The sequence below is a fragment of the Paracoccus versutus genome, assembly GCF_000763885.1.
In the GTDB taxonomy this organism is placed as follows: Bacteria; Pseudomonadota; Alphaproteobacteria; order Rhodobacterales; family Rhodobacteraceae; genus Paracoccus; species Paracoccus versutus.
In genome coordinates, this window is the sequence record NZ_JRKO01000008.1 from 68804 (window position 1) to 89891 (window position 21088).

Consider the following 21088-nt stretch of genomic DNA (forward strand, 5'->3'; position numbering starts at 1 on the left):
GGAACCCGGAGCGCACCGACAGCGTTCACAATTACCCGCCCAAGCGCGGGACAGGGAATTTTCAGATGGCGAACTACACCAACCTTCCGGCACCCAGCCCCGAACAGGGCCTGAACCGCTATTTGCAGGAGATCCGCAAGTTTCCCCTGCTGGAACCGGAAGAGGAATACATGCTGGCCAAGGCCTGGGTCGACCACCAGGACGCCGAGGCCGCGCAGAAGCTGGTGACGAGCCACCTGCGGCTCGCCGCCAAGATCGCCATGGGCTATCGCGGCTATGGCCTGCCGCAGGCCGAGGTCATCTCCGAGGCGAACGTGGGCCTGATGCAGGCGGTCAAGCGCTTCGACCCGGAAAAGGGCTTTCGCCTGGCCACCTATGCGATGTGGTGGATCCGCGCCTCGATCCAGGAATACATCCTGCGGTCCTGGTCGCTGGTCAAGATGGGCACCACCTCGGCGCAGAAGAAGCTGTTCTTCAACCTGCGCAAGGCCAAGTCGCGGCTGGGCGCGCTGGAGGAAGGCGACCTGCGCCCCGAAAACGTCGCCCAGATCGCCCATGACCTGAACGTGACCGAGCAGGAGGTCATCGACATGAACCGCCGGCTTTCGGGGGGCGATGCCTCGCTGAACGCCACGGTCGGGTCCGGCGACGGCGAATCGACCGCGCAATGGCAGGACTGGCTGGAGGACGAGGACGCCGACCAGGCCCAGGCCTTTGCCGAGGCCGACGAGCTTTCGGCACGGCGCGAGATGCTGCTTGCCGCCATGGACGTGCTGAACGACCGCGAAAAGGACATCCTGATGGAGCGCCGGCTGCGCGACGACCCGATGACGCTCGAGGATCTTTCGACGCGCTACGAGGTCTCGCGCGAGCGGATCCGCCAGATCGAGGTCCGCGCCTTCGAGAAGCTGCAGAACCGCATCCGCGAACTGGCCCGCGAGCGCGGCATGACCGTGCCCGAAACCGCCTGACCCGGCCTTGGCGCCGGCCGGCCCGCTCCCTTCCCCCGCAGCCGCTGGCGACCCCTTGCGCAAAGGCCGCGCAGGGGGTTCGGCGCCGTGCCCTCTCTTGCCGGCGCCCGCCTTCCCGGCCGAAGGCGCCCGAAGGCCGCGGGGCGGCGGGCAGGACGGGCCCGCGGACCCGTCCCGGCCGGGCGCGCGCGGCCTGGGGCTGGCCATGTCCGCGCAGGCCGGTCGGTTTTCCGGCGCGACGCCCCTTGCAAGCCGTGGCCCCGGCGGGGAAATTATCGTGACAGCGGGCAGAGTTGACCGCCGCCCGGCTTGGCTTATGGTCGGGACAGGACAGCAAGGGCCGATGGCGCGCAAATGACGGCGCTGAACCAATATCAAAGGCTGGAAGCCGCAGGAATCTGGCGCGAATCGCCCAGATCGCAGCTGCGCGACGTCATCGTTTCCTTCGGGGATGCGACCTTGGTGTTGACCGATCCGCGTTCCGAGGTGCCGCTGGCGCATTGGTCGCTGCCCGCCGTCACCCGGCTCAACCCCGGCAAGCTGCCGGCGCGCTATGCGCCGGGCGGCCTCGATGCCGGCGAAGAGCTGGAGATCGACGACGAGCTGATGATCTCGGCCATTTCCAAGGTGCATCAGGTGATCGAGGCCAGCAAGCCGCATCCCGGCCGGCTGCGCGGCGGGCTGATGCTGAGCGCCGCCGGGGCCATGGCGCTGCTGGCGGTGTTCTGGGTGCCGCCGGCGCTGGTGCGCCACGCCGCCGACATCGCCCCCCCGGCGCAGCGGGCCGAGATCGGGCGCATTGTGCTGGCCGAGATCGCCAAGACCACCGGCAGCCCCTGTTCGCGCCCCGCGGGCGACATGGTGCGCCAGAAGCTGGCGATGCGGCTGATCGGCCCGGATGCGCAGATCGTGGTGGTGCCGGCCAGCCTGCGCGGCGCCCTTCGCCTGCCCGGCCCGATCACCGTCATCGGCGAAGACCTGATCGCGGGCCAGGTGACGCCCGAGGTCGCGGCCGGCCATATCCTGGCCGCCCAGGCGGCGGCGGTCCGCGACGACCCGCTGCTGGCGGCGCTGCGCCATGCCGGGCCGCGCGCCACCTTTCACCTGCTGACCGCCGGGACGCTGCCGGCGAAATCGCTGTCGGGCTATGGCGAGAAACTGCTGGCCGGCCCCCTGCCCCGCCCCGAGGACGAGCCGCTGCTGGCCTATTTCACCCGCGCCGGCATCTCGAGCGAGCCCTATGCCCGCTCGCTGGATCCGACCGGAGAGGCGGTGCTGGGCCTGATCGAGGCCGATCCCTTTCGCACGGCCGAGCCGCGCCCCGTGCTTGCCGACCGCGAATGGATCGCGCTGCAGGAGATCTGCGACCAGTGACCCCCGGTCAGCGGGGAAAGGCATCGCGGAACCCGGCCTTGCGGATGGCGTCGAGCGCCCGGACGATGCTTTCCCGGTCCGGGAAGGGGCCGGCGACAAGGAACTGCACCTCGCGCCCGCCGGCCTGGTCCTTGCCGCGCAGCAACGGATAGCCCATCTGCGCGATGCGCGCGGCTGCGCGTTCGGCATTGCGCGGATCGGCGAAGGTGCCGACCTGGACATAGCGCGCCCCGGCGGGGATCATCCCGACCGCGGGCGGCGCGGCAGGGGATGCCGGCGCCTTGCCGCGCGACGCCTCGGGGGCCTTGGCCACGGGTGCGGATACGGGTGCAGGCTTGGCGGGAGCCGGCTTTTGCGCCGCCGGCCGGGCGGCAGGAGGCGGCACCGGCCGGGCGGTTTCGACGGCGGTTCCGGCGGCGGTTCCGGCGGCGGTTCCGGCGGCGGTTTCGCTGACAGGGGAGGCGGTCGGCCCGGCTCCCGCCGCACTGCTCACCGGGCGCATGAAGCTGAGCCGCGACAGTTCGGACTTCGGCATCCCCGCGCAATAGCCCTGCGTCGGATCGTCCAGCCCGGCCGCGCCCGGCCCGTCGTCATAGCCCAGCAACTCGCACAGCCGCCGGTTCGGATGCAGGGCGGCGCCCATGCCCTGGCGCAGCGCCGGCGCCGCCGCCAGCGCCGCCCGCAGCGCATCGGCCGGGGCGGGGGAATGCGGCTCGGGGCCCAGATCCGGCAGATGCTCCATCGGCCGGGGATCGCTGGCCAGTTCGCCGGGGCGCAGGTTGGTGACGACTTGCTGCGACAGCGCCTCTTCCAGCAGTTCGGCCCGGCTGCGCCCGGCCGCCGGGGCGAGTGCCCGCAGCTTCGGCTCGCCCTGGGCGCCGCGGGCGGAAAGCGTCGGCGGATAGCCGCAGATCGGCGTGCCGTCGCGCGCCAGCCGCGCGGCCCAGCCGCCCAGATCGTCGCGTAAAAAGACGCAGCCGCGGCTGTCGATATATTGCCGCGCCGGGAAATCCGCCGGCGGCTCTTCGGCCGGGCGCGGCGCTTGCGCCAGCGCAAGCCCCGGCAGCAGCGCCAGCATCAGCCACAGAATTGCCCGCATGGCCCCATCCTCGAATCACCCATGACCCGGTGATAGGCCGAAAGCCCTGAAGGCCCGGTTAACGCGGCCTCATTTCGTGCCGAACATGCGGTCGCCGGCATCGCCCAGGCCGGGCACGATATAGCCATGCTCGTCCAGTCGCTCGTCCAGCGCCGCGGTCACGATCGGCACGTCGGGATGGGCCTCGCGCATCCGCGCCACCCCTTCGGGCGAGGCGAGCAGGCACAGGAAGCGCAGGTTGCGCGCCCCCGCCGCCTTGAGCAGGTCGATGGCCGCGACCGAGGAATTGCCCGTCGCCAGCATCGGATCGACGACGATGGTCATGCGTGCGTCCAGCGCGCTGGGAACCTTGGAATAATACTGCACCGGCTGCAGCGTCTCGGGGTCGCGGTAAAGCCCGATGAAGCCCACGCGCGCGGCCGGAATCAGCTCAAGGATGCCGTCGAGCAGCCCATTGCCGGCCCGCAGGATCGAGATCAGCGCCAGTTTCTTGCCTTCCAGCGTCGGCGCCTGCATCTCGCAAAGCGGGGTCTCGATGCGGATGGTGGTCATCTCCAGCTCGCGCGTGACCTCATAGGCCAGAAGCAGGCTGATCTCGCGCAGCAGGCGGCGGAAACCGGCGGTCGAGGTGGTCCTGTCGCGCATGAGCGTCAGCTTGTGCTGCACCAGCGGGTGATCGACGACGGTCAGATGCGCTTGGGTCATGTCAGTTCCTTTCGCAGGCGGGTTCGGGTGGTCTGGTCGCAGAAAGCCGCGTCGACGGCCCAGAGGTTCATCTGGCGGAACTCGGCCTCGGCCCAACCAAAGGCATCGGCAAGCCGCTGATATTCCTGCGACAGCGTGGTGTGGAAGAACGGCGGATCGTCGGTCGAGACGGTGACGCGCACGCCCGCGTCGGCAAGCCGGGCGATGGGATGGGCGGCCCAGTCCCGCACCAGCCCCAGCGCGACGTTCGAGCCGGGGCAAACCTCCAGCGTGATCCCACGTTCGGCCAGGTCGCGCAGCAGCGCCGCGTCCTCGACGGCGCGGATGCCGTGGCCGATGCGGGTGACGCCCAGGGCCAGCGCATCGCGGATGGATTGCGGCCCCCGCCATTCGCCGGCATGGGCGGTCAGGCCCAGCCCGGCCTCGCGCGCGCAATCGAAGGCCCAGGCGAAATCGCCAAGCTCGCCCACGTCCTCGGCCCCGGCAATGCCGAGGCCCGCGACCCAGCCGCCCGAGGTCTCGGCGGCGCAGATCGCGGTCTTGCGGGCGCGCTCGGGGCCGAAATGGCGGATGCAGGTCAGCACGGCGCGGCTGGCGATGCCGTCGCGCTCGGCCTGGGCCGCGGCCTCCTCCATGGCGGCCAGGTAGTCGCGCCATGCGGCAAGATCCGCGCCGCCGCAGAACTCGGGCGAGACGAATAGCTCGACATAGATCGCGCCCTGCTCGACGCATTCCGCCAGCACCTCGGACAGCAGCCGCGCATAGTCCCGCGGCGTCGCCAGGACCGAGGTCGCGGCTTCATAGACGCGCAGGAAATCCCTGAAATCGCGATACGCATAGGCGCCGCGCTCGTCGAAGATGCCGGCGATGTCGCGGTGCTTTTCGGCCGCAAGCGCGCGGATGAAGCCGGGGGGCGCCGCGCCCTCCAGATGCAGGTGCAGCTCGATCTTCTTGAGCGACTTCACAGGAACGACCTCCCCGGCCCGACCGGCGGCAGGCGAAGGTGCGCGGCGACCGAGGCGGCGATGTCGGCGAAACCCACCTGGCCGATTTCGCGCACGCCACAACCCCAGCCCAGCACCGGCACGCGCTCGCGGGTGTGGTCGGTGCCGTGCCAGGTCGGGTCGTTGCCGTGGTCGGCGGTAAAGATCGCCAGATCCCCCGGCCGCAGCCGCGCCATCAGCGCACCGGCCACCCCGTCGAACCATTCCAGCGCCGCCGCATAGCCCGCCACGTCGCGGCGATGGCCATAAAGGCTGTCGAACTCGACGAAATTGGCGAAGGTCAGGCTGCCCGGTTCGGCCTGATCCGCCAAGGCCAGCAGATGGCCGGCCAGGTCGGCGTCCGACCGGCCCTTGTGCAGGGCCGAGATGCCGCGATGCGAGAAGATGTCGCCGATCTTGCCCACCGCATGGGTCGCCCGCCCCGCCTCCTGCGCCACGTCCAGCAGCGTCGGGCCCGGCGGGGCGATGGCATAGTCGCGGCGGTTCGGGGTGCGGGCGAAACTGCCCTCGGCGCCCAGGAAGGGCCGGGCGATGACCCGGCCCACGCGCATCGGATGGACCATAGCGGCCACATCCTGACAAAGCCGATAGAGCCGGTCGAGGCCGAAGGCGTCCTCATGCGCGGCAATCTGCAACACGCTGTCGGCCGAGGTATAGCAGATCGGCCAGCCGCTGCGCAGATGCTCGGCCCCCAGCCGGGCGATGATCTCGGTCCCCGAGGCATGTTCGTTGCCCAGGATGCCCCCGGTTCCCGCGGCCTGGGCGATGCGCTGGGCCAGATCGGCCGGAAAGGCCGGGCGGGCGTCGGGGAAATAATGCCAGTCCCAGGGCACCGGCACGCCCGCGATCTCCCAATGGCCCGAGGGGGTGTCCTTGCCGCGCGAAACCTCGGTCGCCGTACCCCACAGCCCCTGCGGCCGGGCGCCGAGGCCCGGTGCCGCCTCGCCGCTGGCCAGCCGGATCGCGGCGCCAAGGCCAAGCGCGTCCAGATGCGGCATGATGAGCGGCCGCGCCTGGGCGATATGGGCCAGCGTGTTCGCGCCGGTATCGGGCAGGCCGTCGTTGAAATAGGCGCCCGCGTCGGGCGCGCCGCCGATGCCGACCGAATCCATCACGATCAGGAAGGCGCGTCTGTCGGTCATGTTACCTCGCTGCGGATCAACGGCCCCGGCTCCGGGCCATCGCCCAGCAGATAGGCGGCCGCGACGGTGGCGGCCGCCGCATCGGCCGCCGCCTCCGAGGCGGCATGGACCAGCGCCAGCGGCCGCCCCTCGCCCGCCTCTTCGCCGATGCGCAGCATCTGCGCAAGCCCCACGCGCGGGTCGATCCGGTCGCGGGCATGCAGCCGCCCGCCGCCAAGCGCGACCACGGCATGACCCAGCGCCTCGGTGTCGATGGCGGCGACGCGGCCATGGCCGGGCACGGCGCGGATCACCGGCGCGGACGGCAGGTGGCGGTCGGGATGCTCCAGCAGGTCGGCCGGCCCGCCCTGGGCCGCGACCATGCGGGCGAAACGCTCGGCCGCGGCGCCGCTTTCCAGCGCCTGCAGGGCCCCCGTCAGCCCGACCAGCTCCAGGCAGGCCGAGGAGAGCGCCAGCGACAGGTCGCGCAGCGCACCCTGCCCGCCGGTCAGCACGGCGATGGCCTCGCGCAGTTCCAGCGCATTGCCGGCGGCGCGGGCCAGGGGCTGGTCCATGTCGGTGACATAGGCGCGGGTGCGGCAGCCGGCGCCGGTCGCGGTATCGACCAGCGCGCGCGCCAGGGCCAGCGCGGCATCGGGGCCGCGCAGAAAGGCGCCGCTGCCCTGCTTGACGTCCAGCACCAGCGCATCAAGTCCCGCCGCCAGCTTCTTGGACAGGATCGAGGCGGTGATCAGGTCGATCGAGCCCACCGTCGCGCTTTCGTCGCGGATCGCGTAAAGCCGCGCATCGGCCAGCGCAAGCTCGCGCCCCGCCGCGACGATGGCACAGCCGACCTGCCCGGTGACGCGGCGGAACTCGGCCTCGGGCAGCGCGGTGTGGAAACCGGGGATCGCCTCGAGCTTGTCCAGCGTGCCGCCGGTATGGCCCAGCCCGCGCCCCGAGATCATCGGCACATAGGCGCCGCAACAGGCCACCAGCGGCGCAAGGACCAGGCTGACCGTATCGCCGATGCCGCCGGTCGAATGCTTGTCCACCACCGGCCCCGGCAGATCCCAGCGCAACACGTCGCCGGAATCGCGCATGGCGCGGGTCAGCGCCACCCGGCCCGCCTCGTCCAGACCGCGCAGCAGCACCGCCATGGCAAAGGCCGCGGCCTGCGCGTCGCTGACCGAGCCGTCGGCCAGGCCGCGCGCGATCAGCGCGGCCCCCGCCGCGTCCAGCCCGCGCCCGTCGCGCACGGCGGCGATCACCGGACGCGGATCGGGGCGGGGATCGGCAGGGCTCATTCGGTGCCCGACATGTGGCTGATGCCGAAACGGCCGGGCAGCAGCTCGCCGATGGTCGTGGCCAGTTCGTCGCCGCGGGTCGTGGCCAGCAGCACCGGCGTCTCGGGGCGGCCGAACTCGGCCAGCTTCTGCCGGCAGCCGCCGCAGGGCGGCACCGGGCCTTGCGAGTCGGCGATGACGGCGACCTCGACGATCTCGGTCTCGCCCGCGGCGACCATGGCGGCGATGGCGCCGGCCTCGGCGCAGGTGCCCTCGGGATAGGCCACGTTCTCGACGTTGCAGCCGGCATAGATCCGCCCCGAGGCGCCGCGCACCGCCGCCCCGACCTTGAAGTTGGAATAGGGCGCATAGGCCCTTTCGCGCACCTCGCGCGCCGCATCCAGAAGCGCCATCGACCCCACCTTTCGCCTGCCCGTCCGACCGGATCAGGAGTTTGCGCGCGCGCCCCGCACGATGCAAGAGCGGCGCAAGAGCGGCGCATCCCCGCCCGCTTCCGCGATGCCCCCTGTTCCCCGGCAAAAAAATAGTTTAACGCTGAACCATCTTGAGAGGAGAGGGTCTGGCGATGGAAGAACGCAGGCAGGACAACGCCCGGCAGGCGGCACTGGATTATCACGAGTATCCGCGCCCCGGTAAGCTCGAGGTCCGGGCGACCAAGCCCCTTGCCAACGGCCGCGACCTGAGCCGCGCCTATTCGCCCGGCGTGGCAGAAGCCTGCCTGGAGATCAAGGCCGACCCCGCCACGGCCGCCCGCTATACCGCACGCGGCAACCTCGTCGCCGTGGTCTCGAACGGCACCGCCGTGCTGGGACTGGGCAATATCGGCGCGCTGGCCTCGAAGCCGGTGATGGAGGGCAAGGCGGTCCTGTTCAAGAAATTCGCCAATATCGACTGCTTCGACCTGGAGCTGAACGAGCCCGACCCCGAGAAGCTGGCCGAGATCGTCTGCGCGCTGGAGCCGACCTTCGGCGCGATCAACCTGGAAGACATCAAGGCCCCCGACTGCTTCATCGTCGAGAAGCTGTGCCGCGAGCGGATGAACATCCCGGTCTTCCACGACGACCAGCACGGCACCGCCATCGTCGTCGGCGCCGCCGCGACCAACGCCCTGCACATCGCCCACAAGCGTTTCGAGGACATCAAGGTGGTCTCGACCGGCGGCGGCGCGGCCGGCATCGCCTGCCTCAACATGCTGCTGAAGCTGGGCGTCAAGCGCGAGAACGTCTGGCTTTGCGACATCGCCGGCCTGGTCCATGAGGGCCGGACCGAAGAGATGACGCCGCAAAAGGCGGAATATGCGCAAAAGACCGACCTGCGCACGCTGGACCAGGTGATCGAGGGCGCAGACCTGTTCCTGGGCCTGTCCGGCCCCGGCGTGCTGAAGCCCGAGATGGTGGCCCGGATGGCCAAGCGGCCGATCATCTTCGCGCTGGCCAACCCCACGCCCGAAATCCTGCCCGAGGATGCCCGCACCGTCGCCCCCGACGCGATCATCGCCACCGGGCGCAGCGACTATCCGAACCAGGTCAACAACGTCCTGTGCTTTCCCTTCATCTTCCGCGGCGCGCTGGACGTGGGCGCGACCACGATCAACGACGAGATGCAGCTGGCCTGCATCGAGGGCATCGCCGCGCTGGCCCGCGCCACCACCAGCGCCGAGGCGGCGATGGCCTATCGCGGCGAGAAGCTGAGCTTCGGCGCGGATTACCTGATCCCCAAGCCCTTCGACCCGCGGCTGATCGGCGTCGTCTCGACCGCCGTCGCCCGCGCCGCGATGGAGACCGGCGTCGCCACCCGGCCGCTGGAGGACGTGGCCGCCTACAAGCGCAAGCTGGACGGCTCGGTCTTCCGCTCGGCGCTGATCATGCGCCCGGTCTTCGAGGCCGCCGCCACCGCCAAGCGCCGCATCGTCTTTGCCGAGGGCGAGGACGAGCGGGTGCTGCGCGCGGCAAACGCCATGCTCGAGGAAACCACCGACGCGCCGATCCTGATCGGTCGCCCCGAGGTGATCGAGATGCGCGCCGAGCGCGCCGGCCTGCCGATCCGCCCCGGCCGCGACTTCGAGATCGTGAACCCGGAAAACGACCCGCGCTATCGCGACTACTGGGGCACCTATCACGAGTTGATGGCCCGGCGCGGCGTGACGCCGGACATCGCCCGCGCCATCATGCGCACCAACACCACCGCCATCGGCGCCGTCATGGTGCATCGGGGCGAGGCCGACAGCCTGATCTGCGGCACCTTTGGCCAATACAGCTGGCACCTGAACTATATCACCCAGATCCTGGCCCGCGACGGGCTGCGCCCGCATGGTGCGCTGTCGCTGATGATCCTCGAGGACGGGCCGCTGTTCATCGCCGACACCCAGGTCAACCACGCCCCCACCCCCGAACAGGTGGCCGAGGCCGCCATCGGCGCCGCCCGCCATGTCCGCCGCTTCGGCGTGACGCCGAAGGTCGCGCTGTGCAGCCATTCGCAATTCGGCAACCTCGACACCGAGTCGGGGCGCAAGATGCGCGCCGCGCTGGCGATCCTCGAGGCGCGCGGCGTCGATTTCATCTTCGACGGCGAGATGCATGTCGATTCCGCGCTCGACCCCGCGATCCGCGAACGCCTGCTGCCGCGCTCGCGCATCGAGGGGGCGGCGAACGCGCTGGTGTTCTCGGGCACCGACTCGGCCTCGGGGGTGCGCAACGCGCTCAAGCTCAAGGCCAACGGGCTGGAGGTCGGGCCGATCCTGATGGGCATGGGCAACCGCGCCCATATCGTCACCCCCTCGATCACCACCCGCGGGCTGCTGAACATGAGCGCCATCGCCGGCACCCCGGTCGATCATTATCGCTAGGCGCAGGCGGGCGGGGGCGCGGTGATTCTGCCGCCGCCCCGCCCGGCCGGCCGGTTTTTGCAAAACGGCACGGGTTTTTCAGCGCGCAGCAAAGTCCCGCGCCCTTTGCAAACTATTTCACGCCGCGGCGCGGCATTCTGCAAAACTTTCCGTCGCACCCCGCGACTGTGGGCGATAACATCCTTGCGCCCTGGCCTCGGGCGCGCATAACTCCGGCCCATTCATCCGGGGAGGAGTTGGTTCATGGGATATCGTGAGATCTATTCCGCCTGGCAGGCAGATCCCGAGGGTTTCTGGATGCAGGCGGCCGGGGCGATCGACTGGGAGCGCGAGCCCTCGAAGGCGCTTTTCGACGACAAGGCCCCGATCTACGAATGGTTCTCGGACGGGATGGTCAACACCTGCTGGAACGCGGTGGACCGCCATGTCCTGGCCGGCCGCGGCGACCAGGTCGCCATCCAGCACGAAAGCCCGATCACGCTGTCGTCCAAGGGCATCACCTACAAGCAATTGCAGGATCGCGTCGCCTCGCTGGCCGGCGCGCTGCGCATGCGCGGCGTCGAAAAGGGCGACCGCGTCATCATCTACATGCCGATGATCCCCGAGGCGCTGGAGGCGATGCTGGCCTGCGCCCGGCTGGGCGCCATCCATTCCGTGGTCTTCGGCGGCTTTGCGGCGAACGAGCTGGCGGTGCGCATCGACGATTGCCAGCCCAAGGCGATCATCGCCGCCTCCTGCGGGCTCGAGCCGAACCGGGTCGTCCATTACAAGCCGCTGCTCGACGCCGCCATCGACATGGCCCAGCACAAGCCCGAGTTCTGCGTGATCTTCCAGCGCGAGCAGGAGGTGGCCAAGCTGGTCGAGGGCCGCGACTTCAACTGGCACGGCTTCCAATACGGCGTGAAGCCCGCCGAATGCGTCCCGGTCGAGGGCAACCACCCGGCCTATATCCTTTATACCTCGGGAACCACCGGCCAGCCCAAGGGCGTGGTGCGCCATACCGCCGGCCATCTGGTGGCGCTGCAATGGTCGATGACCAACATCTACAACATCGCCGCCGGCGACCGTTTCTGGGCCGCCTCGGACGTGGGCTGGGTCGTCGGCCACAGCTATATCTGCTACGGGCCGCTGATCGCCGGCGCGACCACCGTGGTCTTCGAGGGCAAGCCGGTCGGCACCCCGCATCCGGGCGTCTTCTGGCGCATCATCCAGAACCACCGCATCAAGAGCTTCTTTACCGCCCCCACCGCCCTGCGCGCCATCCGCCGCGAGGATCCCGAGGGCGAATGGATCCGCCGCTACAAGCTGCACGACCTGCAAGCCCTGTTCCTGGCCGGCGAGCGCGCCGACCCCGACACGGTGAAATGGGCGCAGGAACATCTGGGCGTGCCGGTGGTCGATCACTGGTGGCAGACCGAGACCGGCTGGGCCATCGCCGCCAATCCCATCGGCATCGAGACCCTGCCGACCAAGCTCGGCAGCCCCTCGGTGCCGATGCCCGGCTATGACGTGCAGGTGCTGGACGAGGCCGGCCACCCGGTGCCCGCGGGCACGCTGGGCGCCATCGCGGTCAAGCTGCCCCTGCCGCCCGGCACGCTGCCGGGGCTGTGGAATGCCGAAAGCCGCTTTCGCAAGTCCTATCTCGACCATTTCCCCGGCTATTACGAGACCGGCGACGCCGGCTATATCGACGAGGAGGGCTATCTCTACATCATGGCGCGCACCGACGACGTGATCAACGTCGCCGGCCACCGGCTGTCGACCGGCGCCATGGAAGAGGTGCTGGCCAGCCATCCCGCCGTCGCCGAATGCGCGGTGATCGGCGTGGCTGACAGCCTCAAGGGCCAGTCGCCCGTCGGCTTCCTGTGCCTCAAGGCCGGGGTCGCGACGCCGCATGAGCAGGTGGTGCGCGAGGTGGTCAAGCTGGTGCGCGACAAGATCGGCCCGGTCGCGGCCTTCAAGTCGGCTTGCGTGGTGGACCGGCTGCCCAAGACCCGTTCGGGCAAGATCCTGCGCGCCACCATGGCCAAGATCGCCGATGGCGAGCCCTTCAAGACCCCCGCCACCATCGACGACCCGGCGATCCTGGACGAGATCCGCGAGGCGCTGGCAGGGATCGGCTATCCCGAAGCCGCCAAGGCGGGCTAGACCCCGCCCGGCGGCACTGTCGCATGGGTATTTGTGCAACGGAGAAAGACCACAGGCGGCGCCCCATCCGGCGCCGCCTGTGCTTCTTTCGTGCATAAGCATCCTCGGGGGTCCGGGGGCAGACAGCCCCCGGCTTCTGCGCGGTTTCAGTCGATCCGCGCACCGAGGCCGCGCATCAGCGGCAGGAAATCCGGGAAGGAGGTGGCGATCGGGCCGCCGTCGTCCACCGTGATCGGCTGCTCGGAGGCAAGGCCCGCGACCAGGAAGGACATGGCGATGCGGTGGTCGAGATGCGTGGCGCAGGTGGCGCCGCCCGTCAGCCCGCCCTTGCCATGGACGGTCATGGTGTCCGGGGTGGTCTCGACAGCCGCGCCATTGGCGACAAGGCCGGTGGCCATGGCCTCGATCCGGTCGCTTTCCTTGACGCGCAATTCGTGGACGCCCTGCATGACGGTCGTGCCCTCGGCAAAGCAGGCGATGACCGAGAGGATCGGGAATTCGTCGATCATGCTGGCGGCGCGTTCGGGCGGCACGGTCACGCCCTTCAGCGGGCCATGGCGGACGACAAGGTCGGCGACCGGCTCGCCGCCCTCTTCGCGCTGGTTCTGGAAGCTGATGTCGGCGCCCATTTCCAGCAAGGTGACATAGAGCCCGTCGCGGGTCGGGTTGCGGCTGACGCCGGGGACGCGGATCTGCGAGCCGGGCACGATCAGCGCCGCCGCCACCGGAAAGGCGGCGCTGGACGGGTCGCGCGGCACCGCCACCGGCTGCGGCTTCAGTTCCGGCCGGCCTTGCAGGGTGATGACATGGCCTTCATCCGTCGTCTCGCTGCGGATGCTGGCGCCGAAGCCCGCGAGCATGCGCTCGGTATGGTCGCGGGTCGGTTCGGATTCGACCACCACCGTCTCGCCCGGCGCATTCAGGCCGGCCAGCAGCACCGCCGACTTGATCTGGGCGCTGGCGACCGGGGTCTTGTAGCGCACCGGCACCGGATCGGCCGCGCCCCTGATGGTCAGGGGCAGGCGCTTGCCTTCGCGGGCCGTCACCTGAGCGCCGAACAGCTCCAGCGGGTCGGTGACGCGGCCCATCGGCCGGCGCGACAGGCTGGCGTCGCCGGTAAAGGTGGCGGTGATCGGCGTCGTGGCCATGGCGCCCATGATCAGCCGCACGCCGGTGCCGGAATTGCCGCAATCGATCACGCCCTCGGGCTCGGCGAAGCCGCCGACGCCGACGCCCCTCACCCGCCATTCCCCCTCGCCCAGGCGTTCGACCTGCGCGCCGAAGGCCCGCATCGCCGAGGCCGTGTCCAGCACGTCCTGGCCCTCCAGCAGCCCGGTGATATGGGTCTCGCCCACCGCCAGCGCGCCCAGGATCAGCGCGCGGTGGCTGATCGACTTGTCGCCCGGCACCTTGGCCTCGCCGGCCAGGGGGCCCGAGCGGCGGGCGGTCATCGGCAGCGGTTCGGCGGAATGTGACATGAAGGCCCCCTGGTGCGTGTCGCGCAAGGTGATAGCGGTCACGGGCGGGGGTTGCAATCAGCCCTTGCGGCGGAAAGTGACGTAATGCGGCGCCCGCCCCTCGCGCAGGGCCTTTTGCTCATAGCGGGTGCTGGGCCAGTCGTCCCAGGGCTCAAACCCCTCGGCGATCAGTTCGAAATCGGCCTGCGGCACCTCTTCCAGCGTCTGGCGAACGTAATCGGGGATGTCGGTCGCGACGCGGAACTCGGCGCCCGACCGCATGACGCGGGCCAGCGGGATCAGATGCTCGGGCGTGACGAAGCGGCGGCGGTGGTGGCGCGCCTTGGGCCAGGGGTCGGGATAGTTCAGGAAAGCGCGCGAGATCGAGGCATCGGGCAGCACGTCCATCAGGTCGCGCGCATCGCCGGGGTGCACGCTGACATTGCTGACGCCCGCCGCGCGGATCTTGCCCAGGAGCATGGCGACGCCGTTGATGAAGGGCTCGCAGCCGATGATGCCGATTTCGGGATAGCGGGCGGCCATGTGGACCATGTGCTCGCCGCCGCCGAAGCCGACCTCCAGCCAGACCGGGCGGTCGTCGCCGAAGATCGCCGCCGGGTCGATGGGCTTGCGCTCGGGGTTGTCCTGGACGGTGATGCCGCGCGGGCGCAGGCTGCCCAGATCCTCGGACAGGTAGCCCTTTTGCGACTGGCGCAGGGTCTTGCCGTGGCGGCGGCCATAGAAATTGCGGCGCGGCGGGGTCGGGTCGAATTCGCTCATGCTTGGTCCAGCCGGTCCGGTCACTCGGCGGCGAGGCGCGAGATCACCACCGTCACCTCGGGCTTCTTGCCGATCTCCTCCATCGAGACCTGGCGGGTGATCTTGCGAATCGCCTCTTCCAGGCGGTCGTCGTCCATCACCGTGCGGTCGTCGGCGCGTTCCAGGAACTCGGCCAGCTCGCTTTCGATATTGCGGGCCAGCGGCACGCCGGCGCGGCCCAGTTCCGGCAGGCCGGACAGTTCCACCCAGGCGTCGGGCAGGGGCGTGTCGTCCTCGTCGATGATGACCGAGACCATGGCATGGCCGTTCAGCGCCATGCGGATGCGATCGCGCACCACACCGTCCATGGCGCCGATCAGCACCGTGCCGTCCAGGTAAAGCCGGCCGGTGTCGATCTGGTCCACCACCCGCGGCACCGGGCCGGTCAGGTCCAGCATGGTGCCGTTGGTCGCCACCGCCGCGGGAATGCCGCGCGCCTGCGCCAGCTTGGCATGTTCGCGCAGGTGCATATGCTCGCCATGCATCGGGATGACGATCTGCGGCTTCAACAGGTCGTGGACCGCCTCGATGTCCGGGCGGTTGGCATGGCCCGAGACGTGATAGGTGCCGTCGTCCCCGTCATAGAGGTCCACGCCCATTTCCGACAGCGCGTTCATGATGCGGATCACCCCGCGCTCGTTTCCGGGGATGGTGCGCGAGCTGAAGAGGAAGCTGTCCCCCTCTTTCAGCTCGATCCCCAGGTAGCGGCCGCGCGACAGCTGGGCGCTGGCGGCGCGGCGTTCGCCCTGGCTGCCGGTCACGATCAGCATCACCTTGTCGCGCGGCAGTTCCGAGGCCTCCTCGGGGCCGATCACCGGCGGGAAATTGGTCAGGATGCCGGTCTCGACCCCGACCGCCACCATGCGGCGCATGGCGCGGCCGAGCAGGCAGATCTTGCGGCCGGCGGCAAGGCCGGCCTCGGCCAGGGTCTTGAGGCGGGCGATGTTGCTGGCGAAGGTCGTCGCCACCACCATCTGCCGCTGCGCCATGACGAAATCCAATAGCGGATTGGCCAGCACCGCCTCGGACCGGCCGGGATGGGGGGAAAAGACATTGGTGGAATCGCAGGTCAGAACCTTGACCCCCTGCCCTTCGCCCGCGATGTCGTGCCACAGGATCGGGTCGAAGGGCTCGCCCACCACCGGGGTGCCGTCCAGCTTGAAATCGCCGGTATGCACGATGCGGCCCGCCGGCGTGTCGATGATCAGCGCCGAGCTTTCCGGGATCGAATGGCTGACCGGCACGAACTGCACCCGGAAGGGACCGGCCGTCACCACCGCGGGGCGCGGGGCGTGGATATGCAGCTGGTCGACGGGCTGGCCGGCCTCTTCCAGCTTCAGCCGCGCCAGCGCGCCGGTGAAGCGGCGGCAATGCACCGGCTTTTGCAGCTTGGGCCACAGCAGGCCAAGCGCGCCGACGTGATCCTCGTGCCCGTGGGTGATGAAGATGGCGTCGATGCGGTCACGGTTCTGCTCCAGCCAGGCGACATCGGCCATGATCAGGTCGATGCCCGGCGCAGAATCCATGTCGCCGAAGGTCACGCCCAGGTCGACGACGATCAGCCGCTCGCGCCCCGGCTGGCCGTAGCCGTAGACATAGGCGTTCATGCCGATTTCGCCCGCGCCGCCCAGCGGCAGATAGATCAGGCGCTCAGCCATTGCCCATCTCCTTGTTGTAATCATGGATCAGGCGCAGGCCGTGCATGGTCAAATCGTCCTCGATCGCGTCGAACAAATCAAATCCCTGGTCGAACAGCGGTGCAAGCCCGCCCGTTGCTATAACCTTCATCGGCCGCCCGCGTTCCTCGCGGATCTTGTCCACCACGCCCTGCACCAGGCCGATATAGCCCCAGTAGATGCCGGACTGGATGCAGGCCACCGTATTGGTGCCGATCACCTTGGGCGGCATGGTCACATCGACATGCGGCAGGCTGGCCGCGCCCATGTGCAGCGCCTCGAGCGACAGGTTCACCCCCGGCGCGATGACGCCGCCCACATAGGCGCCGTCGGTATCCACCACGTCGAAGGTCGTCGCGGTGCCGAAATCGACCACGATCAGGTCCGGCCCGTGCCGCTCATAGGCGCCCCAGGTGTTCACCAGCCGGTCGGGGCCGACCACGGTGCCGAAATCCACCCGCGGCGCCACCGGCAGCAGGCAGTCCGGCTTGCCCACCACCAGCGGACGGGTGTCGAAATAGCGGTTGCACAGCACGCGCAGGTTGAACACCACCCGCGGCGCGGTCGAGCTGATGATGCAGGCGTCGATGTTCAGTTCCAGCTTCTGCAGGGAAATCAGCGTGGACAGCCAGACGAAATATTCGTCCGCCGTGCGCCGGTGGTCGGTCGAGATGCGCCAGAGGCCGACGAATTTCTCGCCGTCCCAGACGGAAAAGACCGTGTTGGTGTTGCCGGTGTCGATGCAAAGCAGCATGGCGATCAGCCTCCGAAATAGACTTCGGCGGCGGGGATGACCTGCCGCCCCGCCGGACCGCGCAGGACCAGCGCGCCGCTGTCGTCGATGCCCTCGAAGATGCCGCGGCTTTCGGTCGCGCCGGTGCGGGCGATGATCGGCTCGCCCAGCCGGGCGGCGCGGGCCAGCCAGGCGTTGCGGATCGGGGCGAAGCCATAGGCGTCCAGCTGCGCCTGCCAGCGCGCGAAGGCCGGGGCCAGCAGGTCCAGGAATTCCTCGGGATCGACGGCGTGGCCGGTCTCGCCCTGCACGGAAACCGGCGGGGTCGCGCCGGGTTCGACCGCGCCGGCATCGGGCGCCGCCGCCAGGTTGACGCCGATGCCCACGGCCACCGCCTGCACCCCCGGACCCGAGCCCGAGCTTTCCAGCAGGATGCCCGCCACCTTGCCGCCGTTCAGCAGCACGTCGTTGGGCCATTTAATCGCCAGCCGCGCGGCCGGCCCGCAGGCCAGGCCAAGCGCATCGTAAAGCGCCAGCGCCGCGACGAAGGACAGCTGCGCCGCCGCCATCGGCCCGCCCTGCGGGCGCAGGACCAGCGTGCCGGCGAAATTCCCCGCCGGCATGACCCATTCGCGCCCGCGACGGCCACGGCCCGCGAATTGCTCGCGGGCCAGCACCCAGGCGGGACCGGAAAGGCCGGGCTCCAGCTTCAGCGCCTCGGCATTGGTGCTGTCGGTACGGGCCAGCACATGGCGAGCCACGCCCTCGGGCCAGGCGTCACTCACCTTGCGCGGGCTCGGCTTGCAGGGTCTCGGCGGGCTGTTCGACAGCGGCGACCGGGCCGACCAGGGTCTCGGCGGCACGGCCGGCGGCGGCATCGACGCCGAACATGCTGATCGCGCCCACCAGCATGGCCAGGGCCGGCAGCATCAGCGCCAGGTATTGCACCGCGCCCATGCGCGAACTCATCCCCTCGGATTCGCCGCCGAAATACATGTAATAGACGATGCGCAGGTAATAGAAGGCGCCGATGACCGAGGCGATGACGCCCAGCACCGCGAGCCAGCCCATGCCGGCATCGACCGCCGCCGTCAGCACGCCGAACTTGGCAAAGAAGCCCAGCGTCGGCGGCACGCCCGCCAGGCTGAACATCAGCACCAGCATGGCCAGCGCCTTGACCGGATCGGTCCAGGCGAAACGGTTCAGCGAAGCGAGGTCGGTGACCGGCACGCCGTCGCGCTCCATCGACAGGATGAAGGCGAAGGTGCCGATGTTCATCACCGCATAGATGGTCATGTAAAGCAGCATGGTCTGCACGCCGATGGCGGTGCCGGCGGCCAGGCCGACCAGGGCAAAGCCCATATGCGCGATCGAGGAATAGGCCATCAGCCGCTTGATGTTGGTCTGGCCGATCCCGGCGATCGAGCCCAGGAACATCGACATCACCGCCAGCGCCGCGACGATCTGGCTCCAGTCGCCGATGACATGGCCGAAGGCGTCGAAGACCAGCCGCGCGATCAGCGCCATGGCCGCAACCTTGGGCGCGGTGGCGAAGAAGGCCGTCACCGGCGTGGGCGAACCCTCGTAGACGTCGGGCGTCCACATGTGGAAGGGCACGGCCGAGACCTTGAAGCTCAGGCCGACCAGCATGAACACCAGCCCGAACAGCACGCCCAGGGACAGATGCCCGCCCTGGATGGTCGAGACGATGCCCTCGAACCCGGTGGTGCCGGCAAAGCCGTAGACCAGCGAGGCGCCATAGAGCAGCAGGCCCGAGGAAAGCGAGCCGAGGACGAAATACTTCAGCCCCGCCTCGGACGAGCGCACCGAGTCGCGGCGCATGGCGGCGACGACGTAAAGCGCCAGCGATTGCAGCTCCAGCCCCATGTAGAGCGTCAAGAGGTCGCCGGCCGAGACCATGAACATCATGCCCAGCACCGCCAGCGCCACGATGATCGGGAACTCGAAGCGCAGCATGTTGCGGCGCTGCATGTAATCGGCGCTCATCGCCAGCACGACGGCGGCGGCAACCAGCGTCACCACCTTGGCAAAGCGCGAGAAGCCGTCGTCGATGAACATGCCGTGGAAGGCGGTGCCGTCGGCATGGCTGCCCAGGCCCACCATCGCCGCGACAAGCAGGAAGGCCGCGACCGTGACCCAAAGCAGCGTCCGGGCCAGCCTGTCCTTGCCGAGATAGGCCCCCGCCATCAGGGCGGCAAGGGCGTATCCGGCCAGCACCACCTCGGGCAGAATGGTCGAGAAATCGAGCGAGGTCATGTCCGTCCCCTAGTGGCTGGCTTGGGCCGTGGCGACGGGTGCCGCCGGCTGGCTCTGGTTGTAGTCTTGGACGAGCGCTGCGACTGCCGGGCCGGTCACGTCGGTGACGAACCGCGGATAGACGCCCAGGATCAGCGTCATCGCGATCAGCGGAATGAACACCCAGCGCTCGCGCGGGGTCATGTCGGTGATCGACTTGAGGCTTTCCTTGATCAGCTGGCCCAGCGTCACCCGGCGATAAAGCCAAAGCGCGTAGGCCGCCGACAGGATCACCCCCGAGGTCGCGACCAGCGCCACCCAGGTGTCGACGCGGAAGACGCCCATCAGCGTCAGGAACTCGCCCACGAAACCCGAGGTGCCGGGCAGGCCCACGTTCGCCATGGTGAAGAACATGAACACCGCCGCATAGGCCGGCATCCGGTTCACCAGCCCGCCATAGGCGTCGATTTCCCGCGTGTGCATGCGGTCGTAGATCACGCCGACGCACAGGAACAGCGCGCCCGAGATGAAGCCGTGCGACAGCATCTGGAAGATCGCGCCGTCGACGCCGATCTGGTTCGCGGCAAAGACGCCCATGGTCACGTAGCCCATGTGGGCGACCGAGGAATAGGCGATGACCTTCTTCATGTCCGACTGCGCCAGCGCCACCAGCGAGGTGTAGACGATGGCGATGGCCGACAGCCAGAAGACATAGGGCTGGGCCACGCCGCTGGCGACCGGGAACATCGGCAGGCTGAAGCGCAGGAAGCCGTAGCCGCCCATCTTCAGCAGCACCGCGGCCAGCAGGACCGAGCCGGCGGTCGGCGCCTGCACGTGCGCGTCGGGCAGCCAGGTATGGACCGGCCACATCGGCATCTTGACCGCGAAGCTGGCAAAGAAGGCCAGGAACAGCAGCATCTGCATGCCGCCGACCACGGTCATGCCCAGCAGGCGGAAGTTGTCCGACGGGAAGTCGAAGGTCAGCAGCGTCGGGATGTCGGTGGTGCCCGCCATGCGATACATGGCGATCATCGCGACCAGCATCAGCACCGAGCCGAGGAAGGTGTAGAGGAAGAACTTGAAGGACGCATAGATGCGGTCCTTGCCGCCCCAGATGCCGATGATCAGGAACATCGGGATCAGCCCCGCCTCGAAGAACAGGTAGAACAGCACCAGGTCGAGCGCGGTAAAGACGCCGATCATCAGCCCTTCAAGGACCAGGAAGGCGATCATGTATTCCTTGACCTTGTCCTCGACCTGCCAGGTCGAAAGGATGGTCAGCGGCATCATGAAGGTGGTCAGCAGCACGAACAGCACCGAGATCCCGTCCACGCCCATCTTGTAGCGCAGGCCCATGATCCAGGCGTGATCCTCGACGAACTGGAAGCCGGTGTTCGCCGGGTCGAAGCGGAACAGCACGAAAAGCGAGATCACGAAGGTCGCCGTCGTGGTCAGCAGCGCCAGCCACTTGGCGTTGCGCGCCGCGGCCTCGTCCTGGCCGCGCAGGAACAGCGCCATGATGATGGCGGCGACGATCGGCAGGAAGGTGATGATGGAAAGAAGGTTCGTCATG

Annotated in this window: 17 protein-coding genes; 4 read left to right on the forward strand and 13 right to left on the reverse strand. The window is 69.2% G+C overall.

All coding sequences use genetic code 11. From position 1 onward, the window contains the following. Positions 1 to 65: 65 nt before the first annotated feature. Together rpoH and IT40_RS04945 are read left to right on the forward strand one after the other, a co-directional pair. Positions 66 to 971: an RNA polymerase sigma factor RpoH gene (gene rpoH / locus IT40_RS04940; RefSeq protein WP_036751355.1), complete on the forward strand. Its 906-nt coding sequence runs from the start codon at positions 66 to 68 to the stop codon at positions 969 to 971. A gap of 354 nt (positions 972 to 1325) precedes the next feature. Next, positions 1326 to 2345: a hypothetical protein gene (locus tag IT40_RS04945; RefSeq protein ID WP_036751356.1), complete on the forward strand. Its 1020-nt coding sequence runs from the start codon at positions 1326 to 1328 to the stop codon at positions 2343 to 2345. Between the two features lie 7 nt (positions 2346 to 2352). On the opposite strand, the gene IT40_RS04950 is transcribed toward IT40_RS04945, so the two are convergent. The 6 genes from IT40_RS04950 to IT40_RS04975 all read right to left on the reverse strand — a co-directional run bounded on the left by IT40_RS04950 (position 2353) and on the right by IT40_RS04975 (position 7973). Then, a complete protein-coding gene (locus IT40_RS04950) occupies positions 2353 to 3444 on the reverse strand; it encodes an SPOR domain-containing protein (RefSeq protein WP_036751357.1) in 1092 nt (363 codons plus the stop codon). Between the two features lie 69 nt (positions 3445 to 3513). Next, complete coding sequence (gene upp, locus IT40_RS04955) at positions 3514 to 4149, reverse strand: uracil phosphoribosyltransferase (RefSeq protein WP_036751358.1); 636 nt, start codon at positions 4147 to 4149, stop codon at positions 3514 to 3516. After that, positions 4146 to 5114 carry an adenosine deaminase gene (locus IT40_RS04960; RefSeq protein ID WP_036751359.1) on the reverse strand — a complete coding sequence of 323 codons (969 nt, stop codon included), beginning with the start codon at positions 5112 to 5114 and terminating at the stop codon, positions 4146 to 4148. The genes upp and IT40_RS04960 overlap by 4 nt, the downstream gene beginning before the upstream one ends. Then, positions 5111 to 6295: a phosphopentomutase gene (locus IT40_RS04965; RefSeq protein WP_036751361.1), complete on the reverse strand. Its 1185-nt coding sequence runs from the start codon at positions 6293 to 6295 to the stop codon at positions 5111 to 5113. Before IT40_RS04965 ends, IT40_RS04960 begins: the two co-directional genes overlap by 4 nt. Next, on the reverse strand, positions 6292 to 7581 hold the full coding sequence (locus IT40_RS04970; protein WP_036751363.1) for a thymidine phosphorylase: 1290 nt from the start codon (positions 7579 to 7581) through the stop codon (positions 6292 to 6294). The genes IT40_RS04965 and IT40_RS04970 overlap by 4 nt, the downstream gene beginning before the upstream one ends. Continuing rightward, the gene (locus tag IT40_RS04975; protein WP_036751365.1) at positions 7578 to 7973 is read right to left on the reverse strand and encodes a cytidine deaminase; all 396 of its coding nucleotides are present in this window, start codon (positions 7971 to 7973) and stop codon (positions 7578 to 7580) included. Before IT40_RS04975 ends, IT40_RS04970 begins: the two co-directional genes overlap by 4 nt. A gap of 173 nt (positions 7974 to 8146) precedes the next feature. Here IT40_RS04975 and IT40_RS04980 point away from each other — a divergent pair, with 173 nt between their 5' ends. Together IT40_RS04980 and IT40_RS04985 are read left to right on the forward strand one after the other, a co-directional pair. Then, the gene (locus IT40_RS04980) at positions 8147 to 10426 is read left to right on the forward strand and encodes an NADP-dependent malic enzyme (RefSeq protein ID WP_036751367.1); all 2280 of its coding nucleotides are present in this window, start codon (positions 8147 to 8149) and stop codon (positions 10424 to 10426) included. A gap of 243 nt (positions 10427 to 10669) precedes the next feature. After that, entirely contained in the window at positions 10670 to 12574 is a 1905-nt protein-coding gene (locus tag IT40_RS04985) for a propionyl-CoA synthetase (protein ID WP_036751369.1), read from the forward strand. Between the two features lie 146 nt (positions 12575 to 12720). Here the strand turns inward: IT40_RS04985 and aroA are convergent, their stop codons facing one another. The 7 genes from aroA to IT40_RS05020 are packed head-to-tail and all read right to left on the reverse strand — an operon-like array spanning position 12721 to position 21087. Beyond that, a complete protein-coding gene (aroA, locus tag IT40_RS04990; protein WP_036751442.1) occupies positions 12721 to 14052 on the reverse strand; it encodes a 3-phosphoshikimate 1-carboxyvinyltransferase in 1332 nt (443 codons plus the stop codon). Between the two features lie 57 nt (positions 14053 to 14109). Next, entirely contained in the window at positions 14110 to 14811 is a 702-nt protein-coding gene (gene trmB / locus IT40_RS04995; RefSeq protein WP_036751371.1) for a tRNA (guanine(46)-N(7))-methyltransferase TrmB, read from the reverse strand. 20 nt (positions 14812 to 14831) lie between these two features. Further along, entirely contained in the window at positions 14832 to 16508 is a 1677-nt protein-coding gene (locus tag IT40_RS05000; RefSeq protein ID WP_036751373.1) for a ribonuclease J, read from the reverse strand. Beyond that, positions 16501 to 17280 carry a type III pantothenate kinase gene (locus tag IT40_RS05005; RefSeq protein WP_036751375.1) on the reverse strand — a complete coding sequence of 260 codons (780 nt, stop codon included), beginning with the start codon at positions 17278 to 17280 and terminating at the stop codon, positions 16501 to 16503. Before IT40_RS05005 ends, IT40_RS05000 begins: the two co-directional genes overlap by 8 nt. Before the next feature lie 5 nt (positions 17281 to 17285). Then, on the reverse strand, positions 17286 to 18044 hold the full coding sequence (locus IT40_RS05010; protein ID WP_036751377.1) for a biotin--[acetyl-CoA-carboxylase] ligase: 759 nt from the start codon (positions 18042 to 18044) through the stop codon (positions 17286 to 17288). Next, positions 18037 to 19536, reverse strand: coding sequence for an NADH-quinone oxidoreductase subunit NuoN (gene nuoN, locus IT40_RS05015; RefSeq protein WP_036751379.1), 1500 nt, complete (start codon positions 19534 to 19536; stop codon positions 18037 to 18039). Before nuoN ends, IT40_RS05010 begins: the two co-directional genes overlap by 8 nt. A 9-nt stretch (positions 19537 to 19545) precedes the next feature. Beyond that, positions 19546 to 21087, reverse strand: a complete 1542-nt coding sequence (locus tag IT40_RS05020; RefSeq protein ID WP_036751381.1) for an NADH-quinone oxidoreductase subunit M — start codon at positions 21085 to 21087, stop codon at positions 19546 to 19548. Position 21088: the final 1 nt, after the last annotated feature.

Bases quoted from the DNA above. Each gene is read 5' to 3' on its own strand.
- rpoH (WP_036751355.1), top strand. From the start codon at position 66: ATGGCGAACTACACCAACCTTCCGGCACCCAGCCCCGAACAGGGCCTG.
- IT40_RS04945 (WP_036751356.1), top strand. From the start codon at position 1,326: ATGACGGCGCTGAACCAATATCAAAGGCTGGAAGCCGCAGGAATCTGG.
- IT40_RS04950 (WP_036751357.1), bottom strand. From the start codon at position 3,444: ATGCGGGCAATTCTGTGGCTGATGCTGGCGCTGCTGCCGGGGCTTGCG.
- upp (WP_036751358.1), bottom strand. From the start codon at position 4,149: ATGACCCAAGCGCATCTGACCGTCGTCGATCACCCGCTGGTGCAGCAC.
- IT40_RS04965 (WP_036751361.1), bottom strand. From the start codon at position 6,295: ATGACCGACAGACGCGCCTTCCTGATCGTGATGGATTCGGTCGGCATC.
- IT40_RS04970 (WP_036751363.1), bottom strand. From the start codon at position 7,581: ATGAGCCCTGCCGATCCCCGCCCCGATCCGCGTCCGGTGATCGCCGCC.
- IT40_RS04975 (WP_036751365.1), bottom strand. From the start codon at position 7,973: ATGGCGCTTCTGGATGCGGCGCGCGAGGTGCGCGAAAGGGCCTATGCG.
- IT40_RS04980 (WP_036751367.1), top strand. From the start codon at position 8,147: ATGGAAGAACGCAGGCAGGACAACGCCCGGCAGGCGGCACTGGATTAT.
- IT40_RS04985 (WP_036751369.1), top strand. From the start codon at position 10,670: ATGGGATATCGTGAGATCTATTCCGCCTGGCAGGCAGATCCCGAGGGT.
- aroA (WP_036751442.1), bottom strand. From the start codon at position 14,052: ATGTCACATTCCGCCGAACCGCTGCCGATGACCGCCCGCCGCTCGGGC.
- trmB (WP_036751371.1), bottom strand. From the start codon at position 14,811: ATGAGCGAATTCGACCCGACCCCGCCGCGCCGCAATTTCTATGGCCGC.
- IT40_RS05000 (WP_036751373.1), bottom strand. From the start codon at position 16,508: ATGGCTGAGCGCCTGATCTATCTGCCGCTGGGCGGCGCGGGCGAAATC.
- IT40_RS05005 (WP_036751375.1), bottom strand. From the start codon at position 17,280: ATGCTGCTTTGCATCGACACCGGCAACACCAACACGGTCTTTTCCGTC.
- nuoN (WP_036751379.1), bottom strand. From the start codon at position 19,536: ATGACCTCGCTCGATTTCTCGACCATTCTGCCCGAGGTGGTGCTGGCC.
- IT40_RS05020 (WP_036751381.1), bottom strand. From the start codon at position 21,087: ATGACGAACCTTCTTTCCATCATCACCTTCCTGCCGATCGTCGCCGCC.